Origin of the sequence: Mycolicibacterium wolinskyi str. Jessa 2025, from assembly GCF_049241375.1 — a bacterium.
Taxonomy (GTDB): domain Bacteria; phylum Actinomycetota; class Actinomycetes; order Mycobacteriales; family Mycobacteriaceae; genus Mycobacterium; species Mycobacterium wolinskyi.
This window is the reverse complement of the sequence record NZ_CP185960.1, coordinates 5,086,668-5,100,598: the sequence shown is the minus strand read 5'-3', so window position 1 is coordinate 5,100,598 and position 13,931 is coordinate 5,086,668. Positions and strand designations below refer to the sequence as shown.

The 13,931-nt window shown below is 63.9% G+C and carries 15 protein-coding genes, 1 tRNA gene and 1 pseudogene; 3 read left to right on the top strand and 14 right to left on the bottom strand.

All coding sequences use genetic code 11. From position 1 onward, the window contains the following. The first annotated feature begins 10 nt into the window (after positions 1 to 10). The gene (locus tag ACOI2T_RS25220) at positions 11 to 1,276 is read left to right on the top strand and encodes an MFS transporter (RefSeq protein ID WP_409505874.1); all 1,266 of its coding nucleotides are present in this window, start codon (positions 11 to 13) and stop codon (positions 1,274 to 1,276) included. Between the two features lie 55 nt (positions 1,277 to 1,331). Beyond that, a tRNA-Ala gene (locus tag ACOI2T_RS25215) sits at positions 1,332 to 1,407 on the top strand. A gap of 682 nt (positions 1,408 to 2,089) precedes the next feature. On the opposite strand, the pseudogene ACOI2T_RS25210 reads toward ACOI2T_RS25215, so the two are convergent. The 14 genes and pseudogenes from ACOI2T_RS25210 to ACOI2T_RS25145 all read right to left on the bottom strand — a co-directional run. Continuing rightward, positions 2,090 to 3,052 (bottom strand): annotated as a pseudogene (locus tag ACOI2T_RS25210) (recombinase family protein); the annotation flags it as partial. A 68-nt stretch (positions 3,053 to 3,120) separates the two neighbouring features. Further along, the gene (locus tag ACOI2T_RS25205; protein WP_421874703.1) at positions 3,121 to 3,777 is read right to left on the bottom strand and encodes a helix-turn-helix domain-containing protein; all 657 of its coding nucleotides are present in this window, start codon (positions 3,775 to 3,777) and stop codon (positions 3,121 to 3,123) included. Further along, complete coding sequence (locus ACOI2T_RS25200) at positions 3,716 to 4,333, bottom strand: antirestriction protein ArdA (protein WP_421874701.1); 618 nt, start codon at positions 4,331 to 4,333, stop codon at positions 3,716 to 3,718. The genes ACOI2T_RS25205 and ACOI2T_RS25200 overlap by 62 nt, the downstream gene beginning before the upstream one ends. A gap of 137 nt (positions 4,334 to 4,470) precedes the next feature. After that, positions 4,471 to 4,797 carry a hypothetical protein gene (locus ACOI2T_RS25195; RefSeq protein ID WP_421874699.1) on the bottom strand — a complete coding sequence of 109 codons (327 nt, stop codon included), beginning with the start codon at positions 4,795 to 4,797 and terminating at the stop codon, positions 4,471 to 4,473. A gap of 86 nt (positions 4,798 to 4,883) precedes the next feature. After that, the gene (locus tag ACOI2T_RS25190) at positions 4,884 to 5,915 is read right to left on the bottom strand and encodes a DNA-methyltransferase (protein WP_421874697.1); all 1,032 of its coding nucleotides are present in this window, start codon (positions 5,913 to 5,915) and stop codon (positions 4,884 to 4,886) included. Continuing rightward, on the bottom strand, positions 5,912 to 6,667 hold the full coding sequence (locus ACOI2T_RS25185) for a replication-relaxation family protein (protein ID WP_421877399.1): 756 nt from the start codon (positions 6,665 to 6,667) through the stop codon (positions 5,912 to 5,914). The genes ACOI2T_RS25190 and ACOI2T_RS25185 overlap by 4 nt, the downstream gene beginning before the upstream one ends. Before the next feature lie 239 nt (positions 6,668 to 6,906). Continuing rightward, a complete protein-coding gene (locus tag ACOI2T_RS25180) occupies positions 6,907 to 9,099 on the bottom strand; it encodes a type IV secretory system conjugative DNA transfer family protein (protein WP_421874695.1) in 2,193 nt (730 codons plus the stop codon). After that, positions 9,092 to 9,346 (bottom strand): hypothetical protein, encoded by a 255-nt coding sequence (locus ACOI2T_RS25175; RefSeq protein ID WP_421874693.1) that lies wholly within the window; start codon positions 9,344 to 9,346, stop codon positions 9,092 to 9,094. Before ACOI2T_RS25175 ends, ACOI2T_RS25180 begins: the two co-directional genes overlap by 8 nt. 160 nt (positions 9,347 to 9,506) lie before the next feature. Further along, a complete protein-coding gene (locus ACOI2T_RS25170) occupies positions 9,507 to 9,710 on the bottom strand; it encodes a hypothetical protein (RefSeq protein ID WP_421874691.1) in 204 nt (67 codons plus the stop codon). Beyond that, complete coding sequence (locus ACOI2T_RS25165) at positions 9,707 to 10,255, bottom strand: hypothetical protein (RefSeq protein ID WP_421874689.1); 549 nt, start codon at positions 10,253 to 10,255, stop codon at positions 9,707 to 9,709. Before ACOI2T_RS25165 ends, ACOI2T_RS25170 begins: the two co-directional genes overlap by 4 nt. Next, complete coding sequence (locus ACOI2T_RS25160) at positions 10,252 to 11,055, bottom strand: hypothetical protein (protein ID WP_421874687.1); 804 nt, start codon at positions 11,053 to 11,055, stop codon at positions 10,252 to 10,254. Before ACOI2T_RS25160 ends, ACOI2T_RS25165 begins: the two co-directional genes overlap by 4 nt. Continuing rightward, a complete protein-coding gene (locus ACOI2T_RS25155) occupies positions 11,052 to 12,164 on the bottom strand; it encodes a hypothetical protein (RefSeq protein ID WP_421874685.1) in 1,113 nt (370 codons plus the stop codon). Before ACOI2T_RS25155 ends, ACOI2T_RS25160 begins: the two co-directional genes overlap by 4 nt. Then, positions 12,148 to 12,930 carry a hypothetical protein gene (locus ACOI2T_RS25150; RefSeq protein ID WP_421874683.1) on the bottom strand — a complete coding sequence of 261 codons (783 nt, stop codon included), beginning with the start codon at positions 12,928 to 12,930 and terminating at the stop codon, positions 12,148 to 12,150. The genes ACOI2T_RS25155 and ACOI2T_RS25150 overlap by 17 nt, the downstream gene beginning before the upstream one ends. 254 nt (positions 12,931 to 13,184) lie before the next feature. Further along, entirely contained in the window at positions 13,185 to 13,454 is a 270-nt protein-coding gene (locus tag ACOI2T_RS25145) for a hypothetical protein (RefSeq protein ID WP_421874681.1), read from the bottom strand. A 165-nt stretch (positions 13,455 to 13,619) separates the two neighbouring features. Here ACOI2T_RS25145 and ACOI2T_RS25140 point away from each other — a divergent pair, with 165 nt between their 5' ends. Continuing rightward, positions 13,620 to 13,925 (top strand): hypothetical protein, encoded by a 306-nt coding sequence (locus ACOI2T_RS25140; RefSeq protein WP_421874679.1) that lies wholly within the window; start codon positions 13,620 to 13,622, stop codon positions 13,923 to 13,925. Positions 13,926 to 13,931: the final 6 nt, after the last annotated feature.

Genomic DNA, 13,931 nt, shown 5'->3' with positions numbered 1-13,931 from the left:
GGGATCGCGCGTGAGTTCTGTAGCGGAGGGTGACTGTTCCAGCCAGACCAAGCCGAAGCTGCCCGGTGAAGTCTGGGTCCTGATCGTCGCGAATGCGGTGATCGCCCTCGGCTATGGCGTCGTCGCGCCGGTGCTGCCGTCCTACGCACGGCACTTCGGCGTCAGCATCAGCGCCGCGACCTTCGTCATCACCGCGTTCGCCCTGATGCGGCTGTGTTTCGCGCCGGCCACCGGCATGCTGATCCAGCGCATGGGGGAGCGGCGGATTTACGTCAACGGGCTCGTCATCGTGGCCTTGTCCACCGGCGCGTGCGCCTTCGCCCAGACCTATTGGCAGTTGCTGCTGTTCCGGTCGTTGGGCGGGATCGGCTCGACCATGTTCTTCATCTCGGCGCTCGGACTGATGATCCGGGTGAGTCCAGAAGACGCCCGTGGCCGCGTGGCCGGGATGTTCTCGTCGGCGTTTCTGGTCGGCTCGGTCGGCGGGCCGGTGCTGGGCAGCCTCACCGCGGGGCTCGGGCTGAGCGCGCCGTTCCTGATCTACGGCGCAGCCCTGCTCGTCGCGGCGGCCGTCGTGTTCATCAGCCTGCGTCACTCATCGCTGGCCGCGCCCGCCCCGGAGGAGGGCGACAAGGTCACGTTGCGCACCGCGCTGCGCAACCGGGCCTACCGCGCCGCGCTGCTGTCGAACTTCGCCACCGGATGGTCGGCTTTCGGGCTGCGGATCGCGCTCGTGCCGCTGTTCATCGCCGAGGTGTTCCACCGCGGTGCCGGCATGGCCGGGCTGGCCCTGGCCACCTTCGCGATCGGCAACGTGTCCGCCGTGATCCCTAGCGGCTACCTGTCCGACCGGGTGGGCCGGAAGATGCTGCTGATCGTCGGGCTCACGGCAGCGGGGATCTCGACGGTGCTCGTGGGCTTCACCGATGGTCTGACGCTGTTCCTCGTCAGCGCCTATATCGCGGGCTTCGCGACCGGCATCTTCACGTCGCCACAGCAGGCCGCGGTCGCCGACATCATCGGCAACAAGGCCCGCGGCGGCACGGCAGTCGCGACATTCCAGATGATGGCCGATGTCGGTTCGATCGGCGGTTCACTGCTCGTCGGCTTGATCGCGCAGTACCTCTCGTTCTCGTGGGCGTTCGTGATCAGCGGGGCGATCCTCCTGCTGGCCGCCCTGGGCTGGACATTTGCGCCCGAGACCCGCCCACGGCCGCCCGCGGAGCACACTCCGGCCCGCGCGCTCGGTCCAGAGGCCGGCGGCGAGGTCCCCTGACCAGCGATTTTGAACCAGGGGTAGCCGTGGTGTAACTTCGATGAGCACGACATCAGGGGCTATGGCGCAGTTGGTAGCGCACCACACTGGCAGTGTGGGGGTCAGGGGTTCGAATCCCCTTAGCTCCACCAAAGAGTTCTTACTCGAACCCGCGTCCGAAAGGATGTCGGCGAGAGTAGGAGCTGAATCAGATGTTGAATGATCCGCTGCTCGTTTCAAGGCTCCCGTAAGGGGTCCTTGTTTCGTTGTATTGGGTGTCGAGGGCGACGACGCTGGTGATGGGGTCCGTCTCATCGTTGCGAATGCCAAATGGATGTCCTCGAAGGGCTGGTTCATGTCACTTGCTTGGACTCCATGCTCATCGAGGTAGATGCGTTGGTAGAACGTCTCGTTGAGGTTCCGGCGAATGCTGTTCGTGCCGTTGGCATAGCTGGACTCAGGGTTGGACATCAAGTCAAGAGCATTAAGCAGCACGCCTGCCCCAGCAGCCAGTTCTGCGCTCGTGTTTGCAAGGCTTGCTTCGGCGGCAGCGCGCTCGTTTTGGATCTTGCGAAGCTTGGCCTTCACCACAGTCGTGGGAAGGGCGTCGTCGGCAAGCAGGTCCACTAGGCGGCTTTCTTTAGCTTCGAGTTCTTTGAGTTTGCGACTGACGGCAGCGTGAAGATCTGCGACGCTGCGATGTTCGTGGTTAAGCGTTTCCTGGAGCAGTTCGCGGATGTCGGACACGAAGGTCGTGGGCAAGTTCAGCTTTGCGTAATGGTCAACGACGGCTTGTTCGACTCTGTCGGCTGGAAGGTATGGCAGGTCGCACACCCCGTCCTGGCGTCCGCGGCAGAGGAAGTACCCGTAGCGGGTTTTGAAGCGGTTGGTTGCCTCGGTGTAGATCAGTCGTGATGTCCGCTCTCGCCGCTCGCAGCGGTCGCAGAACAGCATTCCCTTAAGGTAGTGCTGAAGCACTCGATCGCGCTGACCGCTCTTGCTGCGCAACTCGATGACCTCTTGTACGCGGTCAAACAGAGCCTGGCCGACGATCGGCTCATGGCGACCAGCGTAGATTTCGCCTTTGTATACGATGCAGCCGGCGTAGTACGGGTCGCGCAGCATTCGGTGTAGCCACTTGAAGGTGACCGGTCGTTCGGGGTGTTTCCCGGTGGCGCGTGCAGTTAGTCCGAGGTCCGCCATGGTGGCTTCTAGCCGCTGCAGACCGTAATCGCCAGTAGCGTAGAGCTCGAATGCTTTACGGACGAGCGGGGCACGTTTCGGGTCGGCCTGCACGGTGTTCATGAGTCGGCCGTCGTGTTCGACCCTCACGTTGAGATAGCCCAGTGGCGCTTTGCCGGTCGTACCGCCGTTCTCGGCCTTATGTTGCAGTTTGATGCGGATGTCTTGTCCACTGAGCTGGTTCTGCGTGTAGTTGAAGATGTCGGTGATGCCCTCCATGGCTTCGGCGTACACGCCGTCGCCGAAATCCTCGCGCGCCGATACAAGTTTGACATTGAGCTTGTCGAGCATGCGTTTGGTAATCGCGGCATCGATGTAATTGCGGAATGCGCGCGATCGCGCGTACACGACGACGTAACGGACATCCGTGTTTTCCTGCAGGAACGTCAACATGTCCTGAAAGGCTTGGCGTTTCTCGATTGTGGATGCCGAGACACCCGGCTCGACGAACTCCCGAACGACAACGGCATCTATGGCGTCGGCCTTTCGAGTGCTTACCTCGCGTTGCGTAGCAATGGAGTTGCCGTCCGGATCGATGTCAGCAGCAGTGCCCATTTGCTTCTTGCTTGATACACGAAGGTACAGAACCGCTTTGGCGGGCTCTTCGAATCTGTCCGATACGCTCATGATAATTCCTCCTTTTGTGGCGGCTGAGTATGCGGTGGAATCTGGGCGCGGTTGCCTATCAGTTTTGTGGCCGCGGATGCAGCGCGAGCGTGGCTGTCAGCCAGGCTGTACACGTAAGTTGTTCGGTGGACGTAGTGCTCGATGTCGCTGATCGCAGCGTCCGAAAGATGGCCGAACTTGGCCCGCAGGTAGGTGCCGAGTGATGGCAGGTCGTCGCCGGTAAGCCAACCTACGGCGGTGAACAGATCCACAGTGTTGATGTCGAGCACTCGGGCGATCGCAACCAGGCTCTCCATCCGTGGTTTTGCGATCATGCCCTGCTCTATTCGCCAGACGGTCCCAGGGTCGACGCCAGCTTGCCGCGCAACTTCGTTGACGCTTAGGTGCAATGCACCACGTTTTTCTGTTAGTAGATTGATTAGTTTTACCGTTTGTTCTGGTGTCATTCTAATGGCGCCCCCTTGTATCCATAATTGTACGACAGGGTATTGATTCAAATCAATATTGATTTGCCATTCACCGACGGTAAATACGCCTAATTCATAAAGAGCTATTGCAATAATTAAACGTCCTTTGGTGGAATCGCCGCTGCTATGTGTCGGCGCGAAAAACCCACAGCCCGCCCTGTGGAGCCGACACAGTGGCGATTTCACCGGATGCCTCCATGTCGCGGGCGATGGCGGCATAGTCGATACGGACGAAGCTGCGCAGGTGCTCTGGCAACTTATCGAGTTCCTCCTCGTAGCCGAGGTCGCCGACCATCTGCTCGACGTATGCGGTGATCGAGTCGTAGTGGCCGAGGTAAGACTCGTGGAAGCTGGCGTCGTCGGCGCCGGTGTCGTCAACGTCGAAGACGTTTGCCCACGCTGAGTAGGCGTAGCCGTGTTCGACGATGCCTTTCGCCACGCGGGATACCTGCTCGACGGTTTCGTACTCGCCGACTTTCCAGGTTCCGAACTGTTCGTAGTCGTGGATGGCCCATTCTTCGGCGTCCGGTTCGCGGGAGCTGGCCAGGATGGCATTGATGTCGGAGTAGATCTCGTCGGGGTCGCGGGCGGCGTCGATCCACTTTCCGTGGAGACGCCCGTTGTTGTGGTCGGCCAGGCTGGCGACGTAGATCGCCGGCGATGGTTTTGATTCAGCTTCATGATGTAACTCTGCGTCTGGCTGCTGTGTGGGTCGTGTTGATTCGTGGTGGGATTCATTCATTCTCACCTCCTCTCATGATCTTGTTTGGTTGTGCGGGGCCGGTCGGGAAGCAGTGAGCGCGGTGGCTCGAGCTGCTTCCCGCCGGCCCCGTGGGGTGCGCCGTAAGTGTCACGAACGCCTATGTCCTACCGGCACACTCAGGTGTCTGATGGGCTGTCGCCTCCCTTCGTGCTCCGGCGTGGCCGGGGTGTTGCGGGTTCACCGCCGTCGGCAAACAGGGTGGCGATGGCCTGCTGGCGGGCCGCAGCTTCCCGCTCGATTTCGGCGCGAGCTTCGGCGGCCTTGCTGGCCAGTTCCGGATCGGTTTTCGCGCGGGCGACGTGCTCGGCGATGGCGATCTGGATTTCATCGGTGATAGTGCCGTCGCGCAGCTGGGCGATGAAGCTCAGTTGAGCGTGGACATCGGGCTTGAGTTTGATGCCAAGGGTTTTGAAGCCTCGGTTCAACTCGTCGGGTGCGGACATTGCGACCTCCTCGGTGCGTTGCGGCCGGCAATCACGGGTTGTGGTTACTGTTGCGGCCGCATGACACCGACGAGGCAGCCGCCGATTCATGCGGCTGCCTTTTTGGGTGGGGATGATCGTGACTTCCTTTGAGTGGCAGCGATACGTTCGCGGGCAGCAGTGGCGAAGTCAGGGTTGAGTTCGATACCAATCCAGTCCCGCCCGAGCCTCTCGGCCGCGACGGCGGTGGTGCCGCTGCCCATGAAGGGGTCAAGCACCACACCGAGCTCAGCCGCCTTGGGGCACGTACAAGTGGGCGCCAGTGCCGTACGGGTGGCCGTGCGGCCGAGCTGCCGGATGACGCGGCGTTTCCATGGCAGGCGGCAGTAGACGCAGCGGGCTTCGGGGCAGCCGGCGGCGATCATGCGTTCGGCGAGTGCCACCGGATAGATGGCGTGGTGGGTGCTGCGGTAGCCGCCGGGGGCGATCGTCCAGACGTCCCCGGGGTTCTTGCCGAGTGGATGACCGACCTGTCCTGAGGCTTTGACTGCGGCAAGCCCTGTGGCGGTGTCGGCGTTCGGTCCGCGCCAGCTGTCATTGCGGTGCGCCACGATGCGCGACGACTTAGCAGGACCGGTGCGGTGCGGGACGCGGACGGCCTCTAGGTCGAAGAAGTACTGCGGTTGTCGGGCCAAGACGTAGATGACCTCGTAGGTACAGTTCAGCCGGTCGGGAACGCTGGTCGGCATCGGATTCGGTTTGGCCCATACGATTTTGTTGCGGATGATCCAGCCGTCGCGTTGCAACCGCAGCGCCAGCCGCTCGGGCGCCATGAGCAGACTTTTGCGTCCAGCGCCCTCGCGCGGATGCGTGGCGTAGGTGTCGCCGACATTGAGCCAGTACGTGCCGGTGGGCACCAGGATCCGGGCGACTTGTGCGCTGATCACCCCTAACTGCTCGACCCACTGATCGACGTGTGCTTCGAGGCCAAGCTGTCCGTCGGCGGCGTAATCGCGTAGTCGGAAGTACGGCGGACTGGTGATTACGCAGTCAGCCGATGCTGCCGGCAGGCGTGACAGCTTGGTGAGGGCGTCGCCGACGATGATGCGGTTGCGCGGTAGCGCGCTCGGCCGACTCATCGACCGCCTCCGAGAAGCACCGTCAGCACATTGTCCGGGGCAACAATCCGGAACAACGCGCTCGGAAGCCGTGGGTCGCGGGCGATGGCGTTAGTGAGCATGTCACGGCGCCGTTGGGCCGTTGCTTGGTCGGTGTGCGCCATGGACCAAATCACCAGTGGAAATGCGCCGTGGTGGTCCTGTTCGATGCCGGTCTGTCGGTAGGCCTCGTACTCTCGGCATTTGGTGAGCAGCGTCGGGATGTGTTCGGTGCCGAGGTCGACCTCGATGAACCAGGCTCGCACCATGTCGCCGCCTCCGTGCGGTGCGGTTTCGGCGAACAGGTCGGGTTTGAGGATGCGCCGTGCGGCACCGATGCCGGTGTAGCGGCGCCAGGTGCTCGGTTCGACTGCGCTGTCGATGAGTTCGAGTGCCTTGTTGCCGTCGGCAACGACGATCGCGATGTGGGCGTCGGCGACCGCCAGCCGGTGCGCGAGGAATCGTGTCGACGGTTCGTAGCGCAGTCGTGCCCCGCGCCGGACGGGTCGCTCCAGGATCCGGTCTCCGGAAACGCCGACGTGATATATCAGGCCCTGGGAGCCAGACCGGATGCCGCCAATGTGGCGGTCGAGGACATCGAGCACGCGCAGACTGCGGAGCCGGGCCAGCACGCGCCGGGTAATGCGCCCGCGAGCAGTAGGAGTGATCGAGGCGAAGTGCAGGGTCTCGATGTGGTGGACGGTTAGGAATTGGTGCTGATCGACAGAGCGCAGGATGGCTCGGTCACGATCCGTGAGTTGACGGTTGATGGCATCGATGGCGGATGCGGAGATTCGTTGGTCTGGGGTGCGGCTGGCGGATGCTGTGGTGCCCTGTGGGGCACCACTATTCCCTGACGGTATCGACGGGGATTGGCCGTCTACCGGCGGGGATGTGACCCGGGTGGTCGACGCGAGCGGACCAGCGACCGGACCAGTTGCCGGGTTCTGCCGCATACCGTTCATCGGGCGATTCATGGTTGCCTCCTGCGGCGTGGTCCGCCGATGTCGGCGGCATCGGCACCACCTGCGCCCTCGATCAGCGCGGCGAAGCCGGCTTCGATGTCGGCGATCGGCTGGCCATATCGCTCGCGGCTGAGGCGGCGCATCGTGGCGGGATCGCACGTCGGTGCTGGTGCGGGTTTGGTGACACCGGAGGCCCACGGCTGCACGGCGTTGTCGCGGACGAGGCTGGCGTAGACGTGGTGGGCCGGGAGATTGGTGAAGTCCTCCACAGTGAGCACGGATTGGCCGGCGGTCATCTCCTTGGCGTCACCGGATTGGAGTTGGAAACAGACGCGGGAACGGGCGTTGTTACGGAAGGCGTCGAGCATCGAAGGCGGCAGTTGCTTTTCATACTGATGCGCCAGATGGAAGCCAGCGCCGAGGCTGCGGGCGGTCGCCAGCGCGTCACCGAGATCGGTCGGCAGCCGTAGGTAGTCCTGGACCTCGTCGACGTAGACCATCACCGGATCGCGGGTGTTTTCCGGCGTACCGGCGCGTTCGCGGATCGCCTGCCAGAGTTCGGCAATGACCAGCGCGCCGAGTAGTTGAGCGTTCTCCGGCCCGATGACGCCCTTCTGCAGCGGCACCAACAGGACCTTCTTCTCACGTAGGACTTGGCGAACGTTGAACTTCGGATGCTGCTGGGCCAGCACATCGCGCAGTGGTTTGCTCAGGAGCGGACGCAGCTTGTTGCTCAGCGGCGCGATGGTGGTTGCGGTGGCTTCGGGGGAGAGGCTGTCGAACCATTGCCAGAACGGTCCGGCGGCAAACGGATCGGACTGCATGACCCCCTTGGTGAGCCGACGGCGAAAGCCCGGATTGGTCAGCAGCAGTGGCAATTGCACGAGCGTGGCGTCGTCGCGGCGGGCCAGCAGATCCAGGCAGTTGCGCAGGATGTCGGATGAGCGTGGTCCGAGGCTGTCGCCCCAAATGGCTTTGAAGGTGCCGAAGAGGCTGTCGGCGACGACTTCGGGAGCGCGACCGCGCCGGTGCGCGGCGTCCAGCGGGTTGATGCCGACCGGTGCCTCATCGAACGGATCGAGGACCACAACGTCGCCTCTGCGTTTCTCCGGGATGCGCGCCAGCAGATCGGCGATCAGATCCTTGGGTTCGACCACCACAACCGGACGGTCGGCTTCCAGATCCTGCAGGATCAGGTTGAGCAGCAGCGTTGACTTACCTACTCCGTTCGGTCCGATCACCCAGGTGTGGCGCAGTGCGTCGATCGGCTCGTAGCCGACGGTGCCGCCCGCACCAGGAGCCGAAGCATCAGCGACCACCCGAGTACCGGATTGCATAGCTGGGCTGGGGCGCACGGGTCGCGGATGCAGCGGGGGCTGGCCGGGAAAGTGCTCATCCTTATCGGCGATAGGCCAGCCGGACAGCCGGGCGATTTCGGTAACCGTCAGTTTCTGCGATGGGGTGAACAGCGACCAGGACGCGCGCGGGGTGTTCATCCGGTCGGGCTTCTCGTTCTTCACCGTGACGCGTACATCTGGGGATTCAGCGGTGCCGATAGCTGAGGCGAGGCTCAGCAGCAGGCTGCGGCGGCGCTCAGCCGTTGCGGCGTGTACACCGAGGCGCACTGCGGCGGTGAAGGCGTGCTGGCCAAGCTTGTGTGCCAGGGCTTGCCGTGCACCGGGCCGGGTGTCGGTCTGCACGCCGTGGAGCAGTCTGGAGATGACCTGTTGGTTCTCCCGTTTGGCCTCCCGTGGTGGGGATTTAGGGTGATGGCGCGGGCCGAGCACGATCTGGATGGTGAGGCGCTCGCCTTTTCTGGCGGCGGTCAGCGCATGCAGGATGGAGCGCTGCGATGCCACCGCGTCAGCGGGTTCAAGCTGGCGAGTAGTGGTGCTCAACTGGATGCGCCGGGCCGTGGCCACGTGGTCGCGATCGGCAGCTTCGAAGCTGGTGACGATGGCGCCATCGACCAGCTGCTCGACGGCACGGCGGACGGCCGCATGGTGCCGGAGCTGGCAGCCGAGAAGGTATTCCACGCCGCGGTCGTCGGCCCGGGCCTCCAGGATAAGCTGCGGCGCGTGGGTGCGTGCGGCGAAGTACCGCAGCAGTCCGAGGGCCGTCGCCTCACTAAGGGGTTGTGGCCAGAACAGCTGCAACCACACCAGCGATCCCGCTGACACGGGGGCACTGTGGTCAGTCATTGGCGGGCTCCAGGTGGTCGCCGTTTGCGGCCGGAGTTGCGTCGACCCTGGTTTGATCGGCGCTCGTGAGGGCCTGGCGGGCTTCGGCTTCGGCCTCGGCGTCACGCAGCGCCATGGCGATGACCGCGCGGCTCAGCTTGCGCAGATCGGGCGGGTCGCGGCGGACGCTTCTCACCGTGATCTGGCGCTCAGGTTTGGGGGTGCCGCGTGAACCGCGGCGGTAGTTGGGGCGTCCTGTTTTCGACATAGGTATCCTCCATTCGGAATTAGTGCTAAAGGGATTTCGGCTATTGCTTCAATTCAATGCCGTGGCCGCATTGTCTATTGAATTGATTCAATAAGCAATAGGTGGAGAATTTCGCAAAACATGTTGGAGCATCTGTCAATAGAGGTCAGAAGCGCGAAAATCACCATCGATTTCGCCATGTATTAATTACAACAACAGCACCAATCGCGAGCCCGATGAGTGCCAGAACGCCGATGATCACGATGAGTGTCGGTAGGATCGACTCGATCAAGCTGAACGCGCAGTAGAGCGCGACGACGCCGAACAGAATGCCTAAGCACCAGCCAATCATGCGGTCTACCCAGCTGCCCGGGTCCTGGCTCACGACGGCTCCGAGCGTTTGAGCTCGGCGAGCAGGCCGTGGTCGAATCCCGCAGTGACGCAGCCGGTCACGAACCGATGCTGATCGAACGGAAACCGCTGTGCGAAGGCCTGGACGTAGGCTTGGCCGGTGAGATCGGCATGCAATAGTCGCCAGACCAGTGATCCCCGCGGGTGGCCAGCCTTCTCCAGTTCACCCAGGTGCCACAGCGACAGTTCGAGCTCGTCGACCAACCCGAAGTCGAGCTGGCGGCGGACGTGGTTGACGTCATGCCAGAAGCGCAGTGCCCCATTGACGCTCGCTGGACTGTAGATGACGTCGTCGCTGTTCTCCGAGGAGATCGGCAGCGGTGCCCCGGTGGCCAGACTCTCGGCGTAGGCGGCGCTCAACATCGGGAACGTGTCCGGCGCGTCCGGGACGAGGACGTAGCCGAAACCGAGCTGTTCGGCGGTCAGCGCGGCGGCGCTCATGATGAACACCGACAAGGTGTCGGCGGCGTCAAGGAAGTCGTCGCCGAGCCGGTCGCGGAGGTCGGTATGGACGGTCATGCGATGAGTTCTCCTTCGCTGTCGGGTGTTTCATGGGAGCGATGGGCGGCGCTGCCTGGATCGGTGTCCGTGGTGGTGCGGAAGCGTGTGAGCCCTTCCAAGACCGCGCGGGCTGCGGCGCCGGGCGGCGACGTCGGCGTCAGGCGGGTGACGGTGACGTTCGGATCGGTCACCAGGACGCTCGGCGGCTGCGCGCCGAGCACTACGGCGTGCACGTGACCCGGGAATGCGCGCAACCGGGACATCACGTTGGTCGGGTTGTGATCGGTGAGCAGGAAGTCGGAGAACACCACGATCCCGGTCTGCGCGTCCCGCTTCGCTGTCTGCATTTCGACGCGATCCAACGCCGGGCCGAGTTGGCTGGACATCCCGCACGTGGCGGCGAGGCGTCGCAGGCCTCGGTCGAGGCGGCGTACTCCGCGGGTGGTGAGCGGTTGCGGCGCCACATGCCCCGGCGATCCGGTGTCGAAAGGCTCCAGGGCGATACGGTCGCGGCCACACCGGCACGCCGCAGCGACGTGGCGGATCGCCAGCGCCGTCTCGTCGTAGCGCCGCGAGAGCGGATCGTTGCCGTCGCTGCCCTCGACGCTGGGAGAGCTGTCGATGAGCACCCATGTCTGCGATCCACAGACAGGGCAGGAACCGGGGTCACCCAAGACGATCGGCTCGCGACCAGTACCTGCCACGTACTCCTTGGGGGCGGGACTGGCGGCGGCACCGAGGATCTGGGGTGGCAGACGCTGCCCGTCGAGCAGTCCGGTCGGCAGCGGCGACACGATGCGGGGCGTGGTAGCGATCATGCGGACTTTGCCCGCTTGATCGGCTGCGTGGGAGGCATCGGGGCCGGTACCGAGGCTGGTGCGGGGCCGTGCCCGACCACATCGGGACTGGCCAGCAGTGCCCGGTATTTGTCGGCCTCGATGTGGGCGCCAGCGGCCACGCCGCGGTGCGTGTACTCGGCGACGATCGACTTCTCCTGCGCCCCGGCCTGTTCGGCTTTGCGGATCAGCTGGCCTCGGGCCAAGCGCCGGTGACGTCGATCTGCGACGAGTGCGTCGTGGAGAGCTGATTCGATGACGTCGGCGATCAGGTCGGCGTGGTACCAGCTGTTGATGAAGCTGGCCAGTGCGATGGCGGCGGCCAGCCCGCCGAACGTCAGCCCGGAGATTGGTCCCTCGATCGCGCTGCGCAGGGCGAAGATTCCGACCGAGACCAGCAGCACGATCACTGCCGCCAGCAGGAACACCACGCCGTGCAGCCGCATGTTCTTGGCCGGTCCGTTGAAGAGATGCCGGTACGGTGTCAGCGCCTCGGGCAGATCATCGGTCTGGCGTTCGGCGGCCTGCTGGGTGTGGCGCAGCTGCGTTGCGGCCATCCCGGCCGTCACGGTGGCCACCCCTGCCGAGATCGCCTGAGCCACCGCCAGTGCCGGGTATTCGCCCAGTGCGATCCCTGCCCCGGACAGCCCGGTGACATCGCCGAGAAGCAGCGCTGCGGTGCGTGCGACGTAGCCGCGCGAGGAGGTCGCTTTGCGACGTGCGTAGGACCCAAGATGGTCGCGGATCTGTTCATAGCGACCCGATGCCTTGTCCGCAGCCAACCTTGCCCGCGCCACCGACGCTTTCATTTCGCCGACCGCGTAGGCCAGCGACTTGGCGGTGCCCGCGTCGGTGCGGGAGTCGACCTCGCCCTTGGCGGCGAACAGCTGCTCCTGTTCTACAGATAGGGCGTCCCGAGCCAGTTCGAGGTAGGTCTTCTCAATGGACTCCGGGCGGGCCGTCGCCGTCGCGGACTCAACCGGGATCAGCCGTGCGCCTTCAGGACGCGATGTCGCGGCACGTGGGGCAGGACGTCCGACGCCTCGCCGGATAATGGACGGGATACGGGGCATGTCAGGCACCCGCCGCATCGGTCACCACGGTGCACGTTGCCCCGGTGGCTTCGCAGATCGTGGTGTGGAAGGCGCGCAACGCGGCGATGTAGGGCGTCGGCAGGGGCGTGTTGTCAGCTTGGCGTCCGATCCCGATCAGACGCACCGTCGCGCCGGTCAGATCGGGCATCGCGAAGGTCGCGGCCAGCGACTCGGCTTGCGCGACGGTCAACGAGGGGTCGCTGAGATCCTTACCGGCGGTTTGGATACCGTCGGTCAGGATGGTCTGCTCCAACACGGCGGGGCCTGTCGCGGCGAGCTGCGCCGCGTACTCCGCGCCCAGCCGGTACTGACTCACGATGTCGGTCGAGCTGCCTACCAGCTCATTCCCGGCATCGGGAAGTGCGGCATCGATCTGCTCCAGCACCGTGTCGACGGCCTTGGGCGCCTTGCGCAGACGGGCGTTGGCTGTAGCGCCGTCCAGTTGCAGGTCGTCGTCGAAGACGGTCACGCCGATCATCGAGCTGGAGAACAGCGTTACCCGCAGACGCCCGCGGCAGATAGCGGTGCGCTCGGCGGTCACCCGCATGACCTGCTGCTCATCGGGGGTAGCCTCGGTGCTGCGGCGGCTGCCCGAGCGATCGACCTGTACGAGGGCGGCGATTCGTGTTCCATCGGCCGGGCAGGAAGCGGCGATGTGTTCGGCGTGCGCCAGAGAGGCGGGTGCGCGGGTGTCGCAACCGCACACCATCCCGGCGACGGTGGACGCCGCCACGAGGAGGTGGACACTCCTGTACTTGTGCATCGGAGACTCCTTCTATTGGTCGGATATCAGCGGCGCTGACGACGGGCACCTCGCTGCTGTGCGAGCCAGGTCTCGCCGACGAATCAAGGCGGAATCGGCGGGTTCGATTCGGGTTGAGCGACTCGTCCAGACCGGGTACCGCGCAACGCATCTCCCTGGTTGCGCCCTCTTCGTCGGGGAACGCGGCGAATGGTTTGCATGGTTAACGGCTGCGGGAAGCCGATGTTGAGAAGCGTTATGGAAATGAGCGGACTTCACACCTGACCCACTTCGATGTCGATGAACATTGCGAAGTGGGCCAGCGCTCCGGCGACTTGATTTGGAGGATCGAGCAGAACTGGGCGGCGGTTGACCTTCCCGCTGTCGCTTATGAGTGCTTCCTGAGGTGCTAGCCCCGCTCCGTTCTCTCCTCGTCTGCAAACGCGATCGCCTACCGCGTGGCAGCGACAACTCGTGCACAGGCCCGCATTTCTGCGCTGCACCACTTCGTTGCTGCTGTTTGACGGATCGCCCTGGTTGCTCATGCGACTGGAACCTCCTCACGTGTCGGTAGCCGTATGTCAGTTGGCGTTGGTAGTCTGTTGACGTTCTTCAAGGAGATCGATCATCTATCAACGGCATGTGGTCTTCATCAACACATGTTGATAGTATGACGATCTCGCCGAGTCGGCAAGAGGAGGTAGCAACGTATGGCAGACGACGACGTCGGCGAGGAGCCAGAAACCGCGGGCATCGTGCGGCAACTGCTCGATTCAGCCGCATACCGTCAGAGCGCGTCCGACAGGCAGGCCGAGTTGCTTGATGCGATTCGTCGGCTGCATGTCGAGATTGAAACGAGGCAGCGCGACCTCTTTCGTCTCGTGGAGGAAGCGCAACGCCAAGGTGTCAGCTGGAGCAAAATTGGTCAGGCGCAAGGCGTTTCGGCGCAGGCGGCGCAGCAGCGGGCTAAGCGCCGCCAAGCGGTAGGTTCCCACAAATCAACTCAGAAGAGATAGGCGGTA

Excerpts from the sequence above, each read along its gene's own strand:
- ACOI2T_RS25200 (WP_421874701.1), bottom strand. The coding sequence starts at position 4,333 with ATGAATGAATCCCACCACGAATCAACACGACCCACACAGCAGCCAGAC.
- ACOI2T_RS25175 (WP_421874693.1), bottom strand. The coding sequence starts at position 9,346 with ATGTCGAAAACAGGACGCCCCAACTACCGCCGCGGTTCACGCGGCACC.
- ACOI2T_RS25190 (WP_421874697.1), bottom strand. The coding sequence starts at position 5,915 with ATGAGTCGGCCGAGCGCGCTACCGCGCAACCGCATCATCGTCGGCGAC.
- ACOI2T_RS25160 (WP_421874687.1), bottom strand. The coding sequence starts at position 11,055 with ATGATCGCTACCACGCCCCGCATCGTGTCGCCGCTGCCGACCGGACTG.
- ACOI2T_RS25195 (WP_421874699.1), bottom strand. The coding sequence starts at position 4,797 with ATGTCCGCACCCGACGAGTTGAACCGAGGCTTCAAAACCCTTGGCATC.
- ACOI2T_RS25180 (WP_421874695.1), bottom strand. The coding sequence starts at position 9,099 with ATGACTGACCACAGTGCCCCCGTGTCAGCGGGATCGCTGGTGTGGTTG.
- ACOI2T_RS25145 (WP_421874681.1), bottom strand. The coding sequence starts at position 13,454 with ATGAGCAACCAGGGCGATCCGTCAAACAGCAGCAACGAAGTGGTGCAG.
- ACOI2T_RS25150 (WP_421874683.1), bottom strand. The coding sequence starts at position 12,930 with ATGCACAAGTACAGGAGTGTCCACCTCCTCGTGGCGGCGTCCACCGTC.
- ACOI2T_RS25155 (WP_421874685.1), bottom strand. The coding sequence starts at position 12,164 with ATGCGGCGGGTGCCTGACATGCCCCGTATCCCGTCCATTATCCGGCGA.
- ACOI2T_RS25165 (WP_421874689.1), bottom strand. The coding sequence starts at position 10,255 with ATGACCGTCCATACCGACCTCCGCGACCGGCTCGGCGACGACTTCCTT.
- ACOI2T_RS25140 (WP_421874679.1), top strand. The coding sequence starts at position 13,620 with ATGGCAGACGACGACGTCGGCGAGGAGCCAGAAACCGCGGGCATCGTG.